The organism is uncultured Algibacter sp. (genome assembly GCF_947495675.1).
Lineage (GTDB): Bacteria > Bacteroidota > Bacteroidia > Flavobacteriales > Flavobacteriaceae > Algibacter_B.
This window is the reverse complement of record NZ_CANLZX010000007.1, coordinates 92,818-110,959: the sequence shown is the minus strand read 5'-3', so window position 1 is coordinate 110,959 and position 18,142 is coordinate 92,818. Positions and strand designations below refer to the sequence as shown.

Below are 18,142 nucleotides of genomic sequence, written 5' to 3'. Positions count from 1 at the left end.
AAACAGGATAGATTAAAATTTAATTTTAAATACTTTTCAATCTGAAAAACTATTGTGGTTAATTATGGAAAGACGCAACTTTATACAACTATCAGCCCTTGCAGGAATCGGACTATCACTTCCTATGGCAGGAATATTAAACGCTTGTTCAAATCATCCTGAGCATTCTTTAGAATTTAAAAATTTAATTTCAGATTTGTTGAAAGACTGGTGCGATGGTATGATAAAAGTCCAAATTAATAACCCAGAAAATTTAGAAGAACATGGCGCTTTAGGTTGTCCATCTTGTTCGCATATTCATGGGCGATGCATGGACGCTGTGTATCCATTTTTATATATGGCCGACATTTCGGGTGATAAAAAATATATTGAAGCTGCCGAGTTAGTTATGACATGGGCAGAAAATAATGTGTCTCAAGAAAATGGTGCATGGACAGTAATTAGAAATCCTAAATCATGGAAAGGTATTACTGTTTTTGGAGCTATTGCGTTAGCAGAAGCCTTACATTATCATGGTCATGTTTTAAATGAAACAACCCGCAATGCTTGGACAAAACGTCTGGAAAGAGCGGGGCAGTTTATTTATAAAGAGTTTACCATATCTTTTACAAATATTAATTATGGTGGCACAGCCATTTATGGTTTAGACTTAATTGGTGATGTTGTAGGTAATGATGATTTTAAAGCAAAAAGCAAAAAGCTATCGGTAGAAATTAAGGACTATTTTACAGCTAATGAAACACTATTATTTGGTGAGTGTAAACCAGATTCTAAAAAGTTAAGTGCTAAAGGTTTACAAGGTGTAGATTTAGGTTATAATGTAGAGGAAACATTAAATAGTATTGTCATGTATGCCTTAAAGCATAAAGACGAATCGTTATTACAAATAGTAACTAAATCTCTAAACAGTCATTTAGAATTTATGTTGCCAGATGGTGCTTGGGATAATAGTTGGGGTAACCGTATGTACAAATGGAGTTATTGGGGAAGTAGAACCTGTGATGGTAGCCAACCAGCATTTGGTATGATGGCACATATTAATCCAGCCTTTGGAACCGCAGCAGTAAAAAATACCGAGTTATTAAAACGTTGTACCGCAGATGGTTTAATTCATGGAGGCCCACATTTTGTCTCTGCCGGAATTCCACCTTGTGTGCATCATACATTTGCCCATGCTAAACCATTAGCTGCTATGCTAGATCATTGGCAGCATCTACCAGAAATAAATAAAAACACAGCGTTACCTAGAACCGCAGCAGATGGTGTAAAACATTTTAAAGATTTAGATGTATATCTTTTTGCAAGAGGTGATTGGAGAGGAACTGTTAGTGCGTATGATGCCGAATACCATTATAAATACGATTTTCGTCAAGCTTCAGGAGGTGCTTTAGGTGTTTTATATCATAATACAGTAGGGTTGATATGTGCAGCAAGTATGGCAGAATATCACATGGTTGAAAAAAATAATCAGCAGGAACAACCAGGTAAAGATATTGCTTTAACACCACGAATTGAAGCATTTGTAAACGATACATGGTACACCAATTTGTATGATTTGCCAGCTACCGTTTCTAGTAAAGATGAAAATGCTACCATTAAATTGTTAGCAAATGTTAAACTGAAAGATGTAGATAGAAACGTCATCGAAAAAACAGCTTCAGATTTCAATATTGCTTATTCATGTAAGGAAGATGATATAAAAATAACGGTAAATACTAAGCAAGATATTTTGGAGCCAACGGCATTTGTTTTGCCAATAATCTCACCTAATAATGAAGCAGTTTCTAAAGTAAGTGAAACAGAGTTTACTATACAAAAGCCAGAAGGTTTGGTTACAGTTAAATCGAATGCCCCAATAAAAATAAAAGATATAGAGGGTGAAAGAACGTTTAATATGGTTCCGGGTACAGAGGCTTTACCATTAGAAGTTTTTTTTACAAAAAATATAAAAGAATTGCATATTTCAATAACAGTAAGCTAAAACTAGAATTTTAAGTATGTATTTTGCTTAAGTTTCTAAATTTACCAGGTGATAATCCAGTTTTACTTTTAAACAATCTGTTAAAATAATAATCAGATTCAAAACCTAGCTCATAGGCTATTTCCTTTTGGTTTTTTTCAGAACTTAACAATAGCTCTTTAGATTTTTCAATTTTTAACAATAAATAGTATTGTAGCGGGGAAACACCTGTTTGCTTTTTAAAGTCTAATCTAAATTTAGAATAGCTAACACCTAATTCGGCTGCAATTTTTTTTAAGTCAATGGTTTTATTAATGTTCTCATACATTAAACCTTTTGCCTTAGAAACCATAGAGTTGAGATGGTCTACGTTATTTCCTCCATATTTTATATTATGGAGTTCTGCCATAAGTTGAATGCATACGCCAGAAGCTAATTTTTGGAATCCAAAAGGTTCTTCATCAAATAAATTAAAAAGGGTATTAAAATAATTTAAAACTTGAGGTTTATTGCATTTAGAAATTATAGGTTCATTAGGCGTAAAAAATCCATTTGATAATAACTGATTGGCTATTACACCAGAGAATCCAACCCAACGTTCTGTCCATCCTGTTTTTTTTAACGGTTTGTATTTATGCCAAACTCCAGGAAATAATAAAAAAAGGTCACCATCAGATACTTTTAAAGGTCCACTTTCTTTACTTTCAAAAAAACCTTCGCCTTTAGTTATAAGTACAACATGAAATTCATTTAAAACACGACCTCTCTCCCAAGTGAAAAAATAATTATCTGGATGATCTTTTAGAGGATAAACACTATTTTTTTCGATAACAGATCGTCCTAAGTTATTTATGTAAAAACCCCATTTTTTATCATTTTCTAGAGTTATAAGATATTTTCGGTATGTATTTTTCATGTCATTTTGTGCAACTAATATATCAAATTGTTAATTGATAAATAGTGTTTAATTGTAGAAATTTATAAAAAAAAGAAAGTCCTACTTCAATTTAAAATAAAGCATGTTTCCAATTAGTGTTTTATCATAATAAACGGGTTACATGTGTTATAAGATTTTTAAATTATTAAAAATGAAAAATAAATTTTGGTGTCGTTCTAAATCAGCTTATAAAGTTGTTATTGTTATCGTTTTTATGCTGGCAATAATCAGTTGTAGTTCAAAAACTCAAAGCGAAGTTACACCAATAGATCTTAAATGTGAATATCGTACAGATCCTTTAGGAATAGATAATGTACAACCAAGATTAAGTTGGAAAATTATAGACAAAAATAAAACTCGTGGTCAAAAGCAAACAGGGTTTCAAATAATAGTAGCCAATAGTCTAGAAAATCTAAACACAAATATAGGTGATGTATGGGATTCTGGTAAGATTTCAGATGCGCAATCTGTTAATAATATATACCAAGGTAAAGCATTAACTTCTGGTCAAATTTGTTATTGGAAGGTTCGGGTTTGGGATACATCTGGTAGTGCTTCAAATTGGAGTGAGCCAGCCAAATTTGCAATGGGTTTGTTAAATGAAAAAGACTGGACAGGCGATTGGATTTACAAAAACGACCAAACAAAAAAAGATCATAACTGGTACAGAAAAAACGTAACGCTTACAGATGCTCCCGAATCAGGACTTATACACGTAGCTTCATTTGGATACCATGAAGTTTACGTTAATGGCGAAAAAGTAAGTAATGCTGTTATGAATCCGGTGTATTCGGCCATGAAAAAACGTTTGCCGTATTTAACTTACGACATAAAAAAGCAACTTAAAAAAGGAAATAACGTTATTGGTATTTGGCACGCTGCAGGGTGGGCTAGATGGGGAAGAATGGTTGAGTATCACGATGCACCGTTTGTATTTAAAGCCCAAGCTAATATTTCTGTTGGAGGTAATAATATGGTTTTAGCAACAGATACAACTTGGAAATGTAAAAAAAGTTACAGCGCGTATTACGGGCCTTGGGATATTTTAAATTTTGGTGGTGAAGTCATTGATGAGCGTTTACGTGAAGATGATTGGAACAAAGCAGATTACGACGATAGCAATTGGGAAAATGCCGTAGTTTTCAATCAGTCTGATGCAAAAGAAATTGGTAAAGCCGATATTTATTTGGGTTTAAAAGGAGCCAAAGTTGTAGAAAGCACCGATAATAATCCGCCAACAAGTAAAATAACCGCGACTCTAAGTGCGCAAATGGTAGAACCTCAAGTTAAGTTTAAAGAGGTAAAACCTATTGGTGTTCAAAAAAATAACGATGGTACTTACGTGGTAGATATGGGAGAAAATTACACAGGTTTCTTCGAGATGAATTTATTTAACGGTTCAGAAGGCGATACGGTAACCTTCGAAATTAGCGACCAGTTAGGGCAAACATCTTCTTGGCAACAACGAAGTATGTATATTTTTGATAAATCGGGTAAAGGTCATTTTACCAACCGTTTTAATTTAGCAGGTGGTCGTTGGGTTACTATTCAGGGGATAAATTACAAGCCAGAACTAAAAGATATTAAGGGGTACGTAATTACAAATAATCGTAAACAGATTAGCAAATTTGAAAGTTCTAGCGAACTTTTAAATAAAATTTATAAAATTAATTTAGACACTTATATAGCAAATACTATTGATGGTATTTTGGTAGATTGTCCACACCGTGAAAGACGTGGTTGGGGAGAAGTTACCGTAGCAGCTATGTATGGCGATGCTTTACCTAATTTTGAAAGTGGTGCTTATATGGAGCAATACGCACAGTTTATGCAAGATGCCCAAGCAGATAATGGTAAAATGAGAGCCGTAATTAATGGCGACGATTTTAACTTTTTAATGTGGATGGCAAATAGCCCAATTACTATTTGGGAAACATACAGAATGTTGGGCGATAAGAAGCTACTTAAAAAACATTATCCAGCATTAAAAAAATGGATGAATTGGCTATACGAGCATTCTAATTACGAAACAGGCGGTGCGTTAAAAGTGGGGGAGCAAGGTTCTATGGCTTTTCCGGGTTTAGGAGATTGGTGTACGCCAAGAGGTAATTTCTGGACGTCTAGTAACTCCCCAGAGTCTGCGCATTTTAACAATTGTGTGTATGCTTTTATGTTAGAATCAGCAAAGAATATAGCCGAAGCATTAGATAAAGATGAAGATGTAAAAGTTTTTGCAAGCCGTTTAGAGGTGCAACGTAAGGCTACACATAAAGAACTTTACAATCCTAAAACAGGAAAATATGGCGAAGGACATCAAGTAAATCAGGCTTTTGCATTAATTGCTGGTGTAACTCCAGAATCAGAAAAACAAAAAGTATATGATAATTTGGTAGATCAAGTATTGTATAAATTTCCATATTATGATACAGGTAGTTCTGGTCAAGCACTTTATGCGCGTTATTTTACCGAGTACGGCGAGCGTATGGATTTAATTTACGAACTACTTCAAGATAAACGCCACCCAAGTTATGGGTATTTTATTGAGCAAGGTAAAACGGTATGGCCAGAGCGATGGTCTGCTGTAGGTGGCAGTCAAATACATACGTGTTATACAGGTATTGGTGGTTATTTTATAAAAGGTTTTGGAGGTATTAGACCCGATTCTGAAACATTTGGAATGAAACGTTTTATAGTAAAACCTGCTCCTGTAGGAGACTTAACATTCGCTAATACAGCTTATAAATCAATGTATGGAGATATTGCTGTAAATTGGAAGAAAACGGACAATTCAGCAGTTTTTCAAATTGAAGTTCCTGTAAATACATCAGCTAAAATTTATATTCCAGCTAGCTCAAGTCAAGATGTTTTAGAAGGTAATGTTATTGCAGAAGATGTTGAAGGAATTAATTACATAGGCACAGAAAAAAGTGATGCAGTTGGAAATTATGTTATTTATGAAATTAGTTCTGGTGTTTACAATTTTAACGTGACACAACTTCCAAAAACAATCTATCCAGAGCCGTTAAATCAGCAAGAAAATTTAGCATTAATAGGAAGAATGAATGCATCTTCAATGACTATTAAATCTGAAAAATTACCAGTTTTTGAAGCTTTTAGAGCTAATGATGAAAACCATGAAACCCATTGGAAAGCAAGTGGTTCGGTTAATGAATGGTTAGAGATAGAATGGGTGAAACCTATAACATTCAATACTATTGTACTTAGAGAAATAGACAGGCATATCACCAATTATAAAATTCAATTTTTAAAAGAAAATCAATGGGTAGATCTTAAAAAGGGAACGACTATTGGAGATATTAAAACCTTTAATTTTGAAACGGTTACATCTAAAAAATGTAGATTATTAATAACTAGCGCTACAGATAAACCTAGTGTTTCAGAGTTTGAAGTGTATAAAAAATAACAGGAATTTGTTAATCAGATTACTTTTTTGTGATAAATGATAAAACACAATAAATTAAGAAATATGAAAACACAATTAAAAAGATACAATATCCTTACTCTAGGGTTTTTATTATTTTTTAGTTCTTTAGCTTTTGCGATAGATGTAAAAGAATTAAAGTGCAATTCTAAAATAAATCCAACAGGTATTGTTAATGCCATACCTGAATTTAGTTGGACCTTTATTGGAGATGAAAAAAGCTCAAAACAAGGTGGTTATCGTATTTGTATGGCAACTTCTATAGAAAAACTTAAATACCCAGATGTTTGGGATACTGGACCAACAAGCACATCAGAAACTGGGCCTTTTAAATATTCAGGAGCTCCTTTAAAATCAGGACAACGTATTTACTGGAAAGTAATTGTTTGGGGCAACAATCGTGGAGCAAAGCATAGCGAACCTGCGTGGTTTGAGATGGGAGATATAATAAACCCAGAAACTCCTTTTCAACCTAATGTGTTTCCAAAAACAAAAGGTGTTGTTCAAATAAAGTTAAACGGAAATGATAAAGGACGAACTTTTGAAGGTATTGGAGGTGTAAGTGCAGGAGCTTCAACCGATTTGTTGTACGATTATGAAGACCCAATAAAAAGTCAAATTTTAGATGTATTGTTTAAACCTAAATTTGGTGCTGGTTTTCAGCATTTAAAAGTAGAAATGGGAGGTGGAGAAAACTCAACTTGCGGATCAGAACCATCCCATGCCATTACACGAGAAGAGTTAAAAAATCCAGTTTCTAGAGGGTATGAATTTTGGTTGATGAAAGAAGCTAAAAATAGAAATCCAAACGTTATTTTAGAATACTTGCCTTGGAGTTTTCCTGCATATTTAAAACCAAATATTTTTACTCAAGAATCTGCGGAGTATTTTGTTTCGTTTTTGGATGTGGCTAAAAATCAATGGGGCATGAACATTGATTGGGTTGCTGCTGCAGAAAATGAAAATGGCACTAATCGTGATTGGCTAGTAAATCAAGTACGCCCTTTATTAGATGCTAGAGGTTACAAAAATGTAAAAATTCAAGGACCAGATGACAATAGTGGCGATTGGAAAATATTTAATGAATTTGAAAAAGATAAAGTCTTTGACAATGTGGTAGAAGCGGTCGGTTATCATTATGTTACTGGTAGAGAATTTAACGAAAATATGGTGGATGGAAGAGGTCGTCCAACAACCAAAAAAGCTAAAAATAGTGGTAAACCTTTATGGGCTAGTGAAGATTGGAGCTGGACAGGTAAAGATTGGGGTGGTGCAGGAGCATTAAATTTAGCACGTATGTATAACAAATTTTACATACGCGACCGAATTACCAAAACATTAATATGGGCGCCAATAGGGTCTATTTATAAATCAGTTACTTGGGATAAAGCAGGTGCTATGAAAGCGAATAGTCCATGGAGTGGGTATTATGAAGTATGGCCAACTATATGGGCTACAGCACATACTACGCAATTTGCAGAGCCTGAAAATTGGCACTATTTAAATAGTGCTTGTGGCCTTTTTGATGGAGCAACTTATAAAGGTAGTAGTGTTGCCTTAAAGGAAAAAAATGGGACAAATTGGAGTATGATTATTTGTACAGAAAATCAAGAAGATATTGAAGTAATAATAGAAGAGGGTCTTTCGTTAGGTACTGTTAGTATTTGGAAATCTGATAAAAATGAGCAGTTTGTAAAGCAAGAATCCATTGTTCCTAAAAACGGTGTAATTAGATTTTCATTAGATCCAAAAGCCATATACTCATTAACTACTACTACAGGGCAACAAAAAGGAACTTATAAAATTCCAAAAGAAACAGCATTTCCTTTTCCTTACAAGGAAAACTATGAAGACCGAAAAGTAGGAGATCTTCCTAAATATCATTCAGACCAAACTGGAAGTTTCGAAATCGCTTTTAAAGACGATGGATCACAATGTTTAAAACAAATTATACCCGAACAAGGATACGATTGGATGCGAGTATATAGGCGTTCCAATATAAAACCAAATACATTGGTTGGTGATGTAAACTGGGAAAATTACACTTGTAAGGTTGATGTGTTTATTGATGGCGGTAATGTAGAATTAGGAGGTCGTGTTAAGGGAAGTTACTTAAAAGGCTACCGTTTCCAAGTAGCAAAAAATGGTAATTGGAAATTGATGTTTAATAAGGAGGTTATAAAAGAGGGGAGTATTTCTAATTTTGACGGAAATAAATGGCATTCCCTAAAACTTACTTTTCAAAATAAAGAAATAGAAGCTTTTGTAGATGAGGTTTCGGTGGTTAACGTATCTCATAAAAAGACCAAGGGTTATGTTGTGTTGGCTACTTCTTACGATGAAAACCTATTTGATAATTTAGAAATCACCACAAATAATAAATAGTAATTCTAACACTATTTAAATAATAAAAAGCATGAGAAATAGATTATTAATTTCTATAGGTTTAATATGGACGCTGTGCATTTTTAGTTGCAAACCTAATAATTCAGAAATACTTGAAGTTAATGATTTGCGTTGCGAATACCGTATAAATCCTTTAGGTATAGATAATAATTCACCAAGATTAAGTTGGAAGTTAATTGATCTATATCAAAAACGAGGACAAAAGCAAACAGCGTTTCAAATACTTGTTGCGAGTAGTTTAGAAAATTTGAATAACCATATTGGAGATGTTTGGGACTCGGGTAAAGTAGAAACAAACCAATCTGTAAATAATACCTTTTTAGGAAATGAATTAGAATCTGCAAAACAGTATTTCTGGAAAGTAAAAGTTTGGGATAAAGATGGCAATGCATCCAGCTGGAGTGAACCTGCTAAAATTTCAATGGGACTACTGCAACAATCTGATTGGAAAGGCGACTGGATTTTAAAATCTGATCAAAAGAAAACGGACCACAATTGGTACAGAAAAAACTTTGAATTAAAAGAAAAAGCGGAATCAGCATTCGTATTTGTGGGCTCATTTGGTTATCATGAATTGTATGTAAACGGCGAAAAAGTTACCGAAAATGTTATGAATCCAGTATCATCATACATGAAAAAAAGGGTTCCGTATTTAACTTATGACATTTCAGATAAACTCAAAAAAGGTGATAATGTAATTGCTGTTTGGCATGCTGCAGGTTGGTCTAGATGGCGACGAATTAGAGAATACAGAAATATCCCTTTTGTGTTTAAAGCGCAAGCCGAAATTCAAACAGAGAATGAGCAGATAACGTTAAGTACAGACGAAACCTGGAAAACTAAAAAAAGCCATAGCGAGTATTATGGTGATTGGGATATTTTACGTTTTGGAGGGGAAACTATTGATGATAGAAAACGCGAGGACAATTGGAATACATCAGATTATGATGATACGAACTGGAAGCATGCTGTTTTTTATAATCATGAAGCACTAAATGCAAAAATAGCTAAAGGAAACAACATTAATTTAGCTATAAACAGTAAAAAAGATAGAAAAGTTCGCGCATTATACAGCCCTATAAAAGCTACTCTAAGTGCACAAATGGTAGAGCCACAAGTAAGATATAAAGAGATAAAAGCGGTTGCTATTGATAAAAACAATGATGGTACCTATCGTATAGATATGGGAGAAAACTACACCGGTTTCTTTGAAATGGATTTGTATAATGGTGTAGAAGGCGATTCAATTACGTTTGAAATTAGTGATCAAACGGAAGTGGTAATGAACTGGAACCAAAAGAGTAAATACATTTTTGGAAAATCTGGGAAAGGTACGTTTGCAAACCGATTTAATGTGGCTGGTGGAAGATGGATTACTATTTATGGTTTGAATTATAAGCCCAAACTAGAAGATGTAAAAGGCTATGTTATTACTAATAATCGTAAGCGAATCAGCAAATTCACATCTTCAAATGAGCAGCTTAATCAAATTTATCAAATCAATTTAAATACCTATTTAGCAAATACTATGGATGGTATTTTAGTGGACTGTCCACACAGAGAACGTCGAGGTTGGGGAGAAGTAACAGTAGCCGCCATGTACGGCGATGCCTTACCCAATTTTGAAAGTGGTGCATATATGGATCAATATTTACAATATACCCGAGATGCTCAGTTGTCTGATGGTCAAATTAGGGGTGTTATAAACGAAGAAGACAGACCATTTTTAATGTGGAAAGCCAATAGTCCATTAACGGTTTGGGAAACTTACAGAATGTTGGGAGACAAAAAGGTGCTAGAAGACAATTATGAATCTATGCAAAAATGGATGAAATGGTTGTTTGATAACTCAAATTACGAAATGGGAGGAGCTCTAAAAGCAGGGAAACAAGGTGCAAGAGAATTTCCTGGTTTAGGTGATTGGTGCACACCTAGAGGTAATTTTTGGACCAGTAGTAATTCACCAGATGCAGTACATTTTAATAATTGTGTGTATGCATTTATGTTAGATAATGCTGTAAAAATAGCAACGGCTTTAGGTAAAACGGAAGATGCAAAAAAGTATGCTGATAGATTAAAAGTGCAACAAGAAGCTACACATAAAATGTCTTACAATGCTCAAACTGGTAAATATGGGAGTGGACAACAAGTAAATCAAGCTTTTGCTTTATTAACAGGAGTTACACCAGAAGCAGAAAAGAAAAAGGTTTCTGATAATTTAGTAGATAATGTGTTGTATAAGTTTCCTTATTACGATACAGGTAGCTCAGGACAAGCATTATACACACGTTATTTTACGGAGTCTGGAGAAAGAATGGATTTAATATATGAATTACTTCAAGACAAACATCACCCAAGTTATGGCTACTTTATAGAGCAAGGAAAAACAGTATGGCCAGAGCGTTGGTCGGCTATTGGAAATAGCCAGATACATACATGTTATACTGGAATTGGAGGGTATTTTATTAAAGGTTTTGGTGGAATTCGTTCAAATCCAGATAATTTAGGCATGCAAAAGATGATTATAAAACCTGCTCCTGTAGGCGATTTAACTTTTGCAAACACAGAATACCAATCTATGTATGGAAATGTGATTGTGAACTGGAAAAAAGAAGATAAAGGGGCCACATTTCATATTGAAGTCCCTGTAAATACAAGTGCAAAAGTGTATTTGCCGGCTACAAATAAAAAGGGTGTACTAGAGAGTGGTGTTTTAGCAGATAAATCTGAAAATATCACCTTTGTGGGGACTGAAAAAAATAAGGCTGTAGGTAACTATATTATTTTTGATGTCGTTTCAGGTATTTATGATTTCCATGTAGAAGAATTACCAGAGATATCTTATCCCGATCCGATAATGGCGTCTAAAAATTTGTCAGCTTTGGGTCGAATGAACGCTTCGTCTATGTTTATTGAAACTGAAAAACTACCAGGTTTTGAGGCTTTTAAATCAAATGATGAAGATGATGAAACACGTTGGTTGGCTGCTGAAACTAAAAATCAATACTTAGAAGTGGCTTGGGTAAAACCACAAATATTTAATAATATAATAATTGATGAAGTTGGAGAAGAAATAACATCCTATAAAATTCAATATTGGGATAAGAAAGAATGGAAAACTATTGTAACTGATACAAGTTGTGGAAAAAATAAAGAACATAATTTTGATGTAATAACAGCTTCAAAATGTAGAATATTTATTGTTGATGCTATAAAAGCACCCTCAATTTCAGAGGTAAAAATTTTTAATAATGAAAATTAGAAAAAGCCAGATTAGTATTGTTGCAATTTTAGTAAGTATTGTGTTTTTTGTTTTAGGGTGTAATAATTCTCAAAACTTTCAGCAAATAACATCAGATTTTGTAACACCTAATGATAACAACACCATTTGGTGTTATTGGTATTGGATTAATGATGATATTTCTAAAGAAGGAATTACCAAGGATTTGATTGCTATGAAAAAAGCCGGTATTGGTGGCGCATTAATAGGAAATATAAATCCAGCACATAAAGATGGTAAAGTCCCGATGTTAAGCGAAGATTGGTGGAGCCATATGGTACACGCTGTAGAAGAAGGAAAACGAATTGGTGTAGATGTTGGAGTATTTAATTGTCCAGGTTGGAGCCAAAGTGGTGGTCCTTGGATAGATTACACAAAAGCAATGCGTTACTTAACGTATAGTGAAACAAAAGTTCTAGGAGGAAAACAGCTTTCTATTAAATTACCACAACCTAAAAAGGAATTTCAAGACACTCATACCTTTGCTTTTAAATCATCGGATATCGAAGAAAAAAGTACGCAGTTTATCCCTACTAAGGTAAGTGCCAATTGGAGCGATTTAAACGTAAAAATCTTAACAGATGGAAATAAAGAGGACGACACTAGTTTTGAGCCTAAAAAAGGAGAAGCTTTAGAGATATATTTTCAGCTTTCTGAGTCAATAACTGCTCGTTCAATTACCATAATTCCAAGTAGAGCCTTTAAATGTAAAATGACGTTATATGCTATTGTTGATGGTCAAGAAAAAATGGTAAAAGAGTTTCATTTTGATCGTTTTCGCATTACACCTAATGTGGCTTCAATTGAAACTGGAGATTTTGCCACTATTTTACCTGATACCAAAGCACAACAATTCATATTAAAGTGTACCAATTTTAATTCTAGAAAAAAGGAATATGGCTTTGCAGAAATTAATATATCAGAAGCTCCAGTTTTAGATAAATATATAGAGAAACAACTCGGAAAAATGCACTCTACACCTAAACCTACTTGGGATACTTACATTTTTAAAACACAAGAAGCGTTTACAAACAAAAGTCTATTTATAAAGCCTGATGAGGTAATAGATGTTAGTGATAAGTTGGATGAAAACGGAGTGTTAAATTGGAATACACCAGCAGGAAAATGGACGATAATGAGAATGGGAATGTCGCCTACAGGTACAAAAAATGCGCCAGCAGCTCCACAAGGTGTGGGTTATGAAATTGATAAAATGAATAGCGAATTGGCACAGTATCATTTTGATAATTTTGTTGGTGAACTGTTAAAACGAATTCCAGAAGAAAGTAAATCAGCTTTTAAGTATGTCGTTGCCGATAGTTACGAACAAGGTTCTCAAAATTGGACAGATGGATATGAGGTAAAGTTTAAAGAAAAATACGGATACGACCCTGTACCATTTTTACCAGTTCTTTCAGGTAGAATTGTAGGAAGTGTAGAAGCGTCAGAACGTTTTCTTTGGGATTTGCGACGAGCTATTGCAGATGATGTAGCTTATGAGTACGTAGGTGGATTAAGAAAAGCGAGTAACAAACATAATTTAAAAACCTGGTTAGAAAACTATGGGCATTGGGGGTTTCCCGGAGAATTTATGATGTATGGTGGGCAGTCAGATTTAATTTCTGGAGAGTTTTGGAACGAAGGTACATTGGGTAATATCGAATGTAAAGCGTCTTCTTCCACATCACATACCTACGGAAAACCTATAACTTCTGCAGAGGCATTTACATCGTCTCGAAGAGCTTATCTTAGGCATCCAGCTATGCTAAAAAAACGTGGCGATTGGGCATTAACAGAAGGGATTAATCATTTTGTGATGCACTTATACATTCAGCAGCCCGATGATAATCGTAAACCAGGGATGAATGCTTGGTTTGGTACCGAATTTAATCGCCATAATACGTGGTTTAGTCAAGCAGATACCTATTTTGACTATTTACGTCGTTGTCAACACCTTTTGCAACAAGGTAAATACGTAGCAGATGTTTGTTATTTTATTGGAGAAGATGCACCAATAATGACGGGTGGTCGTGTTCCTGAAATTCCAAAAGGATATTCTTATGATTATATCAATGCCGAAGTAATTTTAAACAGATTGTCTGTAAAAGATGGACGTTTTGTGTTACCAGATGGCATGTCTTATAAAGTAATGATTTTGCCACCTTTTAAAACCATGCGCCCAGAATTATTAACCAAGTTGGAACAATTAGTTGCACAAGGAGGAATCATTTTAGGTCAGAAACCTGAAAAATCACCAAGTCTGCAAAACTATCCTACTAGTGATGAAGAAGTTAAAATTATTGCAAGCAAGTTATGGGCTGGAACTTATAAAGATGGTAAAATGACAATTCAATATGGCAAAGGAAAAGTAATGGATGGTTACGAATTGTCAGAAGTATTTACTGATATAAATTTAGCGAAAGATGTTAATGTTTCTGAAGATGCACCAGTTCTTTGGATACATAGAAATATGCCAGGTATGGATATTTATTTTGTAACCAATCAGAGTGATAAAACTATAGATTTATCTCCCGTTTTTCGTGTGAATAAAAAAATGAAACCACAGTTGTGGGATGCTGTAACTGGCGAAATGAGAGTTTTACCTGAATATGAAATTACAGAAACAGGTATAAAAGTGCCTTTAAAAATGACAGCTGCACAAAGTTGGTTTATTGTATTTGCTAAAGACAATAATTTATTAGAAAAACCGATGAATACGGAAAATTTTCCTGCATTTGAAACAGTAAGCGAATTGAAAAATCCGTTTACAGTAGATTTCTCAAATAAGGAAATCGGTCCTAAGGAACCTATCGTTTTTAATGCTTTAGAAGATTGGTCTAAATCAGAAAACGAGCAAATTAAATATTATTCTGGTACAGCAACATATACAACCACTTTTTCAATAGACAAGCTTTCAAAAAATAAAGAATTTTATTTGAATTTAGGAAAGCTTTCTGTGATGGCTAGGGTAAAACTAAATGGAAAAGATATGGGAGGGCTTTGGATAGCGCCTTATCGTTTAAACATTTCAGAAGCACTAAAAAAAGGAGAAAATCAATTGGAGATAGAAGTGGTTAATTTATGGCGAAACCAATTGATAAAAGACAAACAACGGTCGGAAAATGAAAAATATACTTGGTTAGTTATTGATGATATTAAACCGAAATCAAAATTACAGCCTTCAGGATTGTTAGGGCCTGCAAGTATTGAAACGACTAAACATTAGTAAATAATACACACAAATATAAAATAACATGTACATAATTTCGAGCAATAGATTGGCAACAGTCATACTGACAATTCTATTTTTGGTTTCGTGTTCTTCAACTCAAAATAATACTCCTCCATACAATATTCCACCACAGGAGTTGGTTGTTAGTGAACAATTTAAAAATCCAATAGGGTTTTATGATGCTACACCTTCTTTTTCTTGGAAACTAGCACAAAATAAAAACATCAAAAAGCAAACAGCTTATTCGATTGTAGTGGCTTCTGAACCTGAACTATTACCAAATAATGCTGATTTATGGGAAAGCGGAAAAGTGGAAAGTGAGCAAACTCTATTTGTAAAATACAAAGGAAAAAAACTCTCTTCGCGACAAAAAGTGTATTGGCAGTTAAAGTTTTGGGATCAAGATAAAAAGGCTTCTGCTTGGAGTGAGGTATCCAACTTTGAGTTAGGACTACTCCATAACTCCGATTGGCAGGCCAAATGGATTAGCTTGCCAAAAGTTGATAAAGCAAAGTCGCCAAATACGAATAAAACCTCTTATAAAGTCCAGTATTTGCGAAAAGAGTTTACTCTTGACTCTAAAATTGAATCTGCTAGATTGTACATTACAGCAAAGGGACTTTTTGAAGCTGAAATCAATGGCATAAAGGTTGGCGACGATGTAATGGCTCCAGGTTGGACCCCTTACAATAAACGCATTGAAACGTTAACTTATGATGTAATAGACCATTTGCAAGATGGTTCTAATGCCATTGGAATTTCCTTAGCTGAGGGCTGGTATGCAGGTCGATTAATGCTTAGAGGCTATCCAAAAGTTTCTCCCAAAGTAATGTGTCAGCTTGAAGTAAAATATACCAATGGCAATGTTAAAACCTTTATTACTGATGAAAGTTGGAAAGCTACCCAAGAGGGGCCAATTGTTTATGCTGGAATTTATGATGGAGAGCAATATGATGAACGGAAAGAACAAAAAGCTTGGTCGTTAACATCGTTTGATGCTGCAAGTTGGCAAAAGGTGGTTGCTGAAGATATAGAGACACAAATTAGTTTGACACCTAAGAGACACAATACAGTTAAATCTGTACAGGAATTAGGACCAGTTGCTATTACCGAGATTGACAAAGGTGTTGTCATTTTTGATATGGGACAAAATATGGTGGGAGTACCTCGTATAAAACTGCCTATGAACAAAGATGGAATCTTAAAAATACGCTTTGCGGAAATGCTACAGCAAGATGGACGTATGTATACTAAAAATTACCGAGGTGCAGTTTCAACCGATTATTATACCGCTAAAGAAGATGGACAAATTGAATATCAACCAACATTTACGTTTCATGGTTTTAGATATGTAGAGTTAAGCGGTTTTAGTGCAAATGCTACACCAGATAAATCATGGGTAACAGGTGTTGTGCAACATTCTAATTATAATTTGAATGTTGAGTTCAACTCGTCACACGAAAAACTAAATCAACTGCAAAGCAATATAATTTGGGGATTAAGAGGTAATACACTCGATATACCAACCGATTGTCCGCAGCGTGATGAAAGAGCAGGCTGGACAGGAGATGCTCAGGTAATTGCACCCACCTCGTTTTTCTTAGGTGATGTGCATTCTTTTTGGATGAGTTGGTTGCAAAGCGTACGAAACGATCAAGATGAAGATGGTGCGGTTCCTGTAATGGTGCCTTCTTTAGGTGGTAGACTTAGAGCTGGAGCTGGTTGGAGTGATGTGATCACTATTGTCCCTTGGGAAACTTACCAACGTACTGGTGATATAGGTGTTTTGGAGGAAAACTATGCAAGTATGAAAAAATGGGTAGGATTTTATCAGTCAAATGCCAAAGATCATATTGTTAAAATGTTTACCCATGGCGATTGGTTGCAACCCTATTCAACACACAAAAGAGATGAGCGATTTGGTATCACTTCCAACAAGCTAATTATCACGGCTCATTATGCGCACTCTGTTAACCTAACTGCTCAAGCAGCAAGAGTGCTAGGATTTGAGTCTGAAGCCAAAGAATATGAGCTTTTATTCCATGCTATTCGTGATGTATTTCAAAATAGTTTTTTCGATACTCAAGGACGTATTATTGAAGGTCCTGAAACTCAAACAGCTTATTTATTAGCCTTAGCATTCGATTTGTTGGATGATGAATTAGCGCAAAAAGCAGTACCTCATTTATTGGAACAAATAAAACTAACCGATAACCATTTGCGTACCGGTTTTTTGGGTACACCTTTATTGCCTTTAGTACTTGATAAAATAGGCGAGATAGAATTGATGTATGAAATTTTGTTTAAAGATACCTACCCATCGTGGTTCTACTCCATAAACCAAGGGGCAACTACCATGTGGGAACGTTGGAATAGTTACACCCATAAAGATGGTTTTAACAAAGGCGGTATGAATTCTTTTAACCATTATGCTTACGGAGCTATTGGTCGTTGGATGTACGAACGCATTGCGGGTATTAAACCTATTAAAGTAGGCTACAAAGAAATAGAAATTGCTCCTATTCCAGGCGGCCCTTTAACGTCTGCAGCTGCTACTTATAATTCGCCTTATGGAAAAGTAAGTTCAAGTTGGAAAATAGTAGACAAGCAATTTAATTTAGATATAATAGTACCTCCAAATACAACTGCTCAAGTTTTTGTACCAGGAAATACACAAGAAAGCATTAAGGTAAACGGAGTAGAATTTGAGAGTAATTCGGATATAAAATTACTAAGGAAAACAAATAAAGCTTTTGTTTTTAAGGTAAACCCAGGAATATATTCATTTAAGACTAATTATTAAGCAAATACGTATTGCAAAAAAAAAACATGTACAAACTAAGGGAAATATTAAATCTTAAAAGGGAAAGAATCTGCTTAAAATT

7 protein-coding genes are annotated in these 18,142 nt (G+C 34.5%); 6 read left to right on the top strand and 1 reads right to left on the bottom strand.

Annotation, left to right across the window (positions count from 1 at the left end):
- Positions 1-64: 64 nt before the first annotated feature.
- Complete coding sequence (locus tag Q0842_RS06850; protein WP_298495935.1) at positions 65-1,981, top strand: hypothetical protein; 1,917 nt, start codon at positions 65-67, stop codon at positions 1,979-1,981.
- 10 nt (positions 1,982-1,991) lie between these two features.
- Here Q0842_RS06850 and Q0842_RS06845 read toward each other — a convergent pair whose 3' ends face one another.
- Entirely contained in the window at positions 1,992-2,876 is an 885-nt protein-coding gene (locus Q0842_RS06845; protein ID WP_298495932.1) for an AraC family transcriptional regulator, read from the bottom strand.
- A gap of 172 nt (positions 2,877-3,048) precedes the next feature.
- On the opposite strand from Q0842_RS06845, the gene Q0842_RS06840 reads away from it, so the two are divergent.
- The 5 genes from Q0842_RS06840 (at position 3,049) to Q0842_RS06820 (ending at position 18,060) form a co-directional block, all read left to right on the top strand.
- Complete coding sequence (locus tag Q0842_RS06840) at positions 3,049-6,321, top strand: family 78 glycoside hydrolase catalytic domain (RefSeq protein ID WP_298495929.1); 3,273 nt, start codon at positions 3,049-3,051, stop codon at positions 6,319-6,321.
- A gap of 63 nt (positions 6,322-6,384) precedes the next feature.
- A complete protein-coding gene (locus tag Q0842_RS06835) occupies positions 6,385-8,724 on the top strand; it encodes a hypothetical protein (RefSeq protein ID WP_298495926.1) in 2,340 nt (779 codons plus the stop codon).
- A gap of 31 nt (positions 8,725-8,755) precedes the next feature.
- Positions 8,756-12,007 (top strand): family 78 glycoside hydrolase catalytic domain, encoded by a 3,252-nt coding sequence (locus Q0842_RS06830; RefSeq protein ID WP_298495924.1) that lies wholly within the window; start codon positions 8,756-8,758, stop codon positions 12,005-12,007.
- The gene (locus Q0842_RS06825; RefSeq protein ID WP_298495921.1) at positions 11,997-15,251 is read left to right on the top strand and encodes a glycosyl hydrolase; all 3,255 of its coding nucleotides are present in this window, start codon (positions 11,997-11,999) and stop codon (positions 15,249-15,251) included. The genes Q0842_RS06830 and Q0842_RS06825 overlap by 11 nt, the downstream gene beginning before the upstream one ends.
- 28 nt (positions 15,252-15,279) lie before the next feature.
- Complete coding sequence (locus Q0842_RS06820; protein WP_298495919.1) at positions 15,280-18,060, top strand: family 78 glycoside hydrolase catalytic domain; 2,781 nt, start codon at positions 15,280-15,282, stop codon at positions 18,058-18,060.
- The last annotated feature ends 82 nt before the right edge of the window (positions 18,061-18,142 follow it).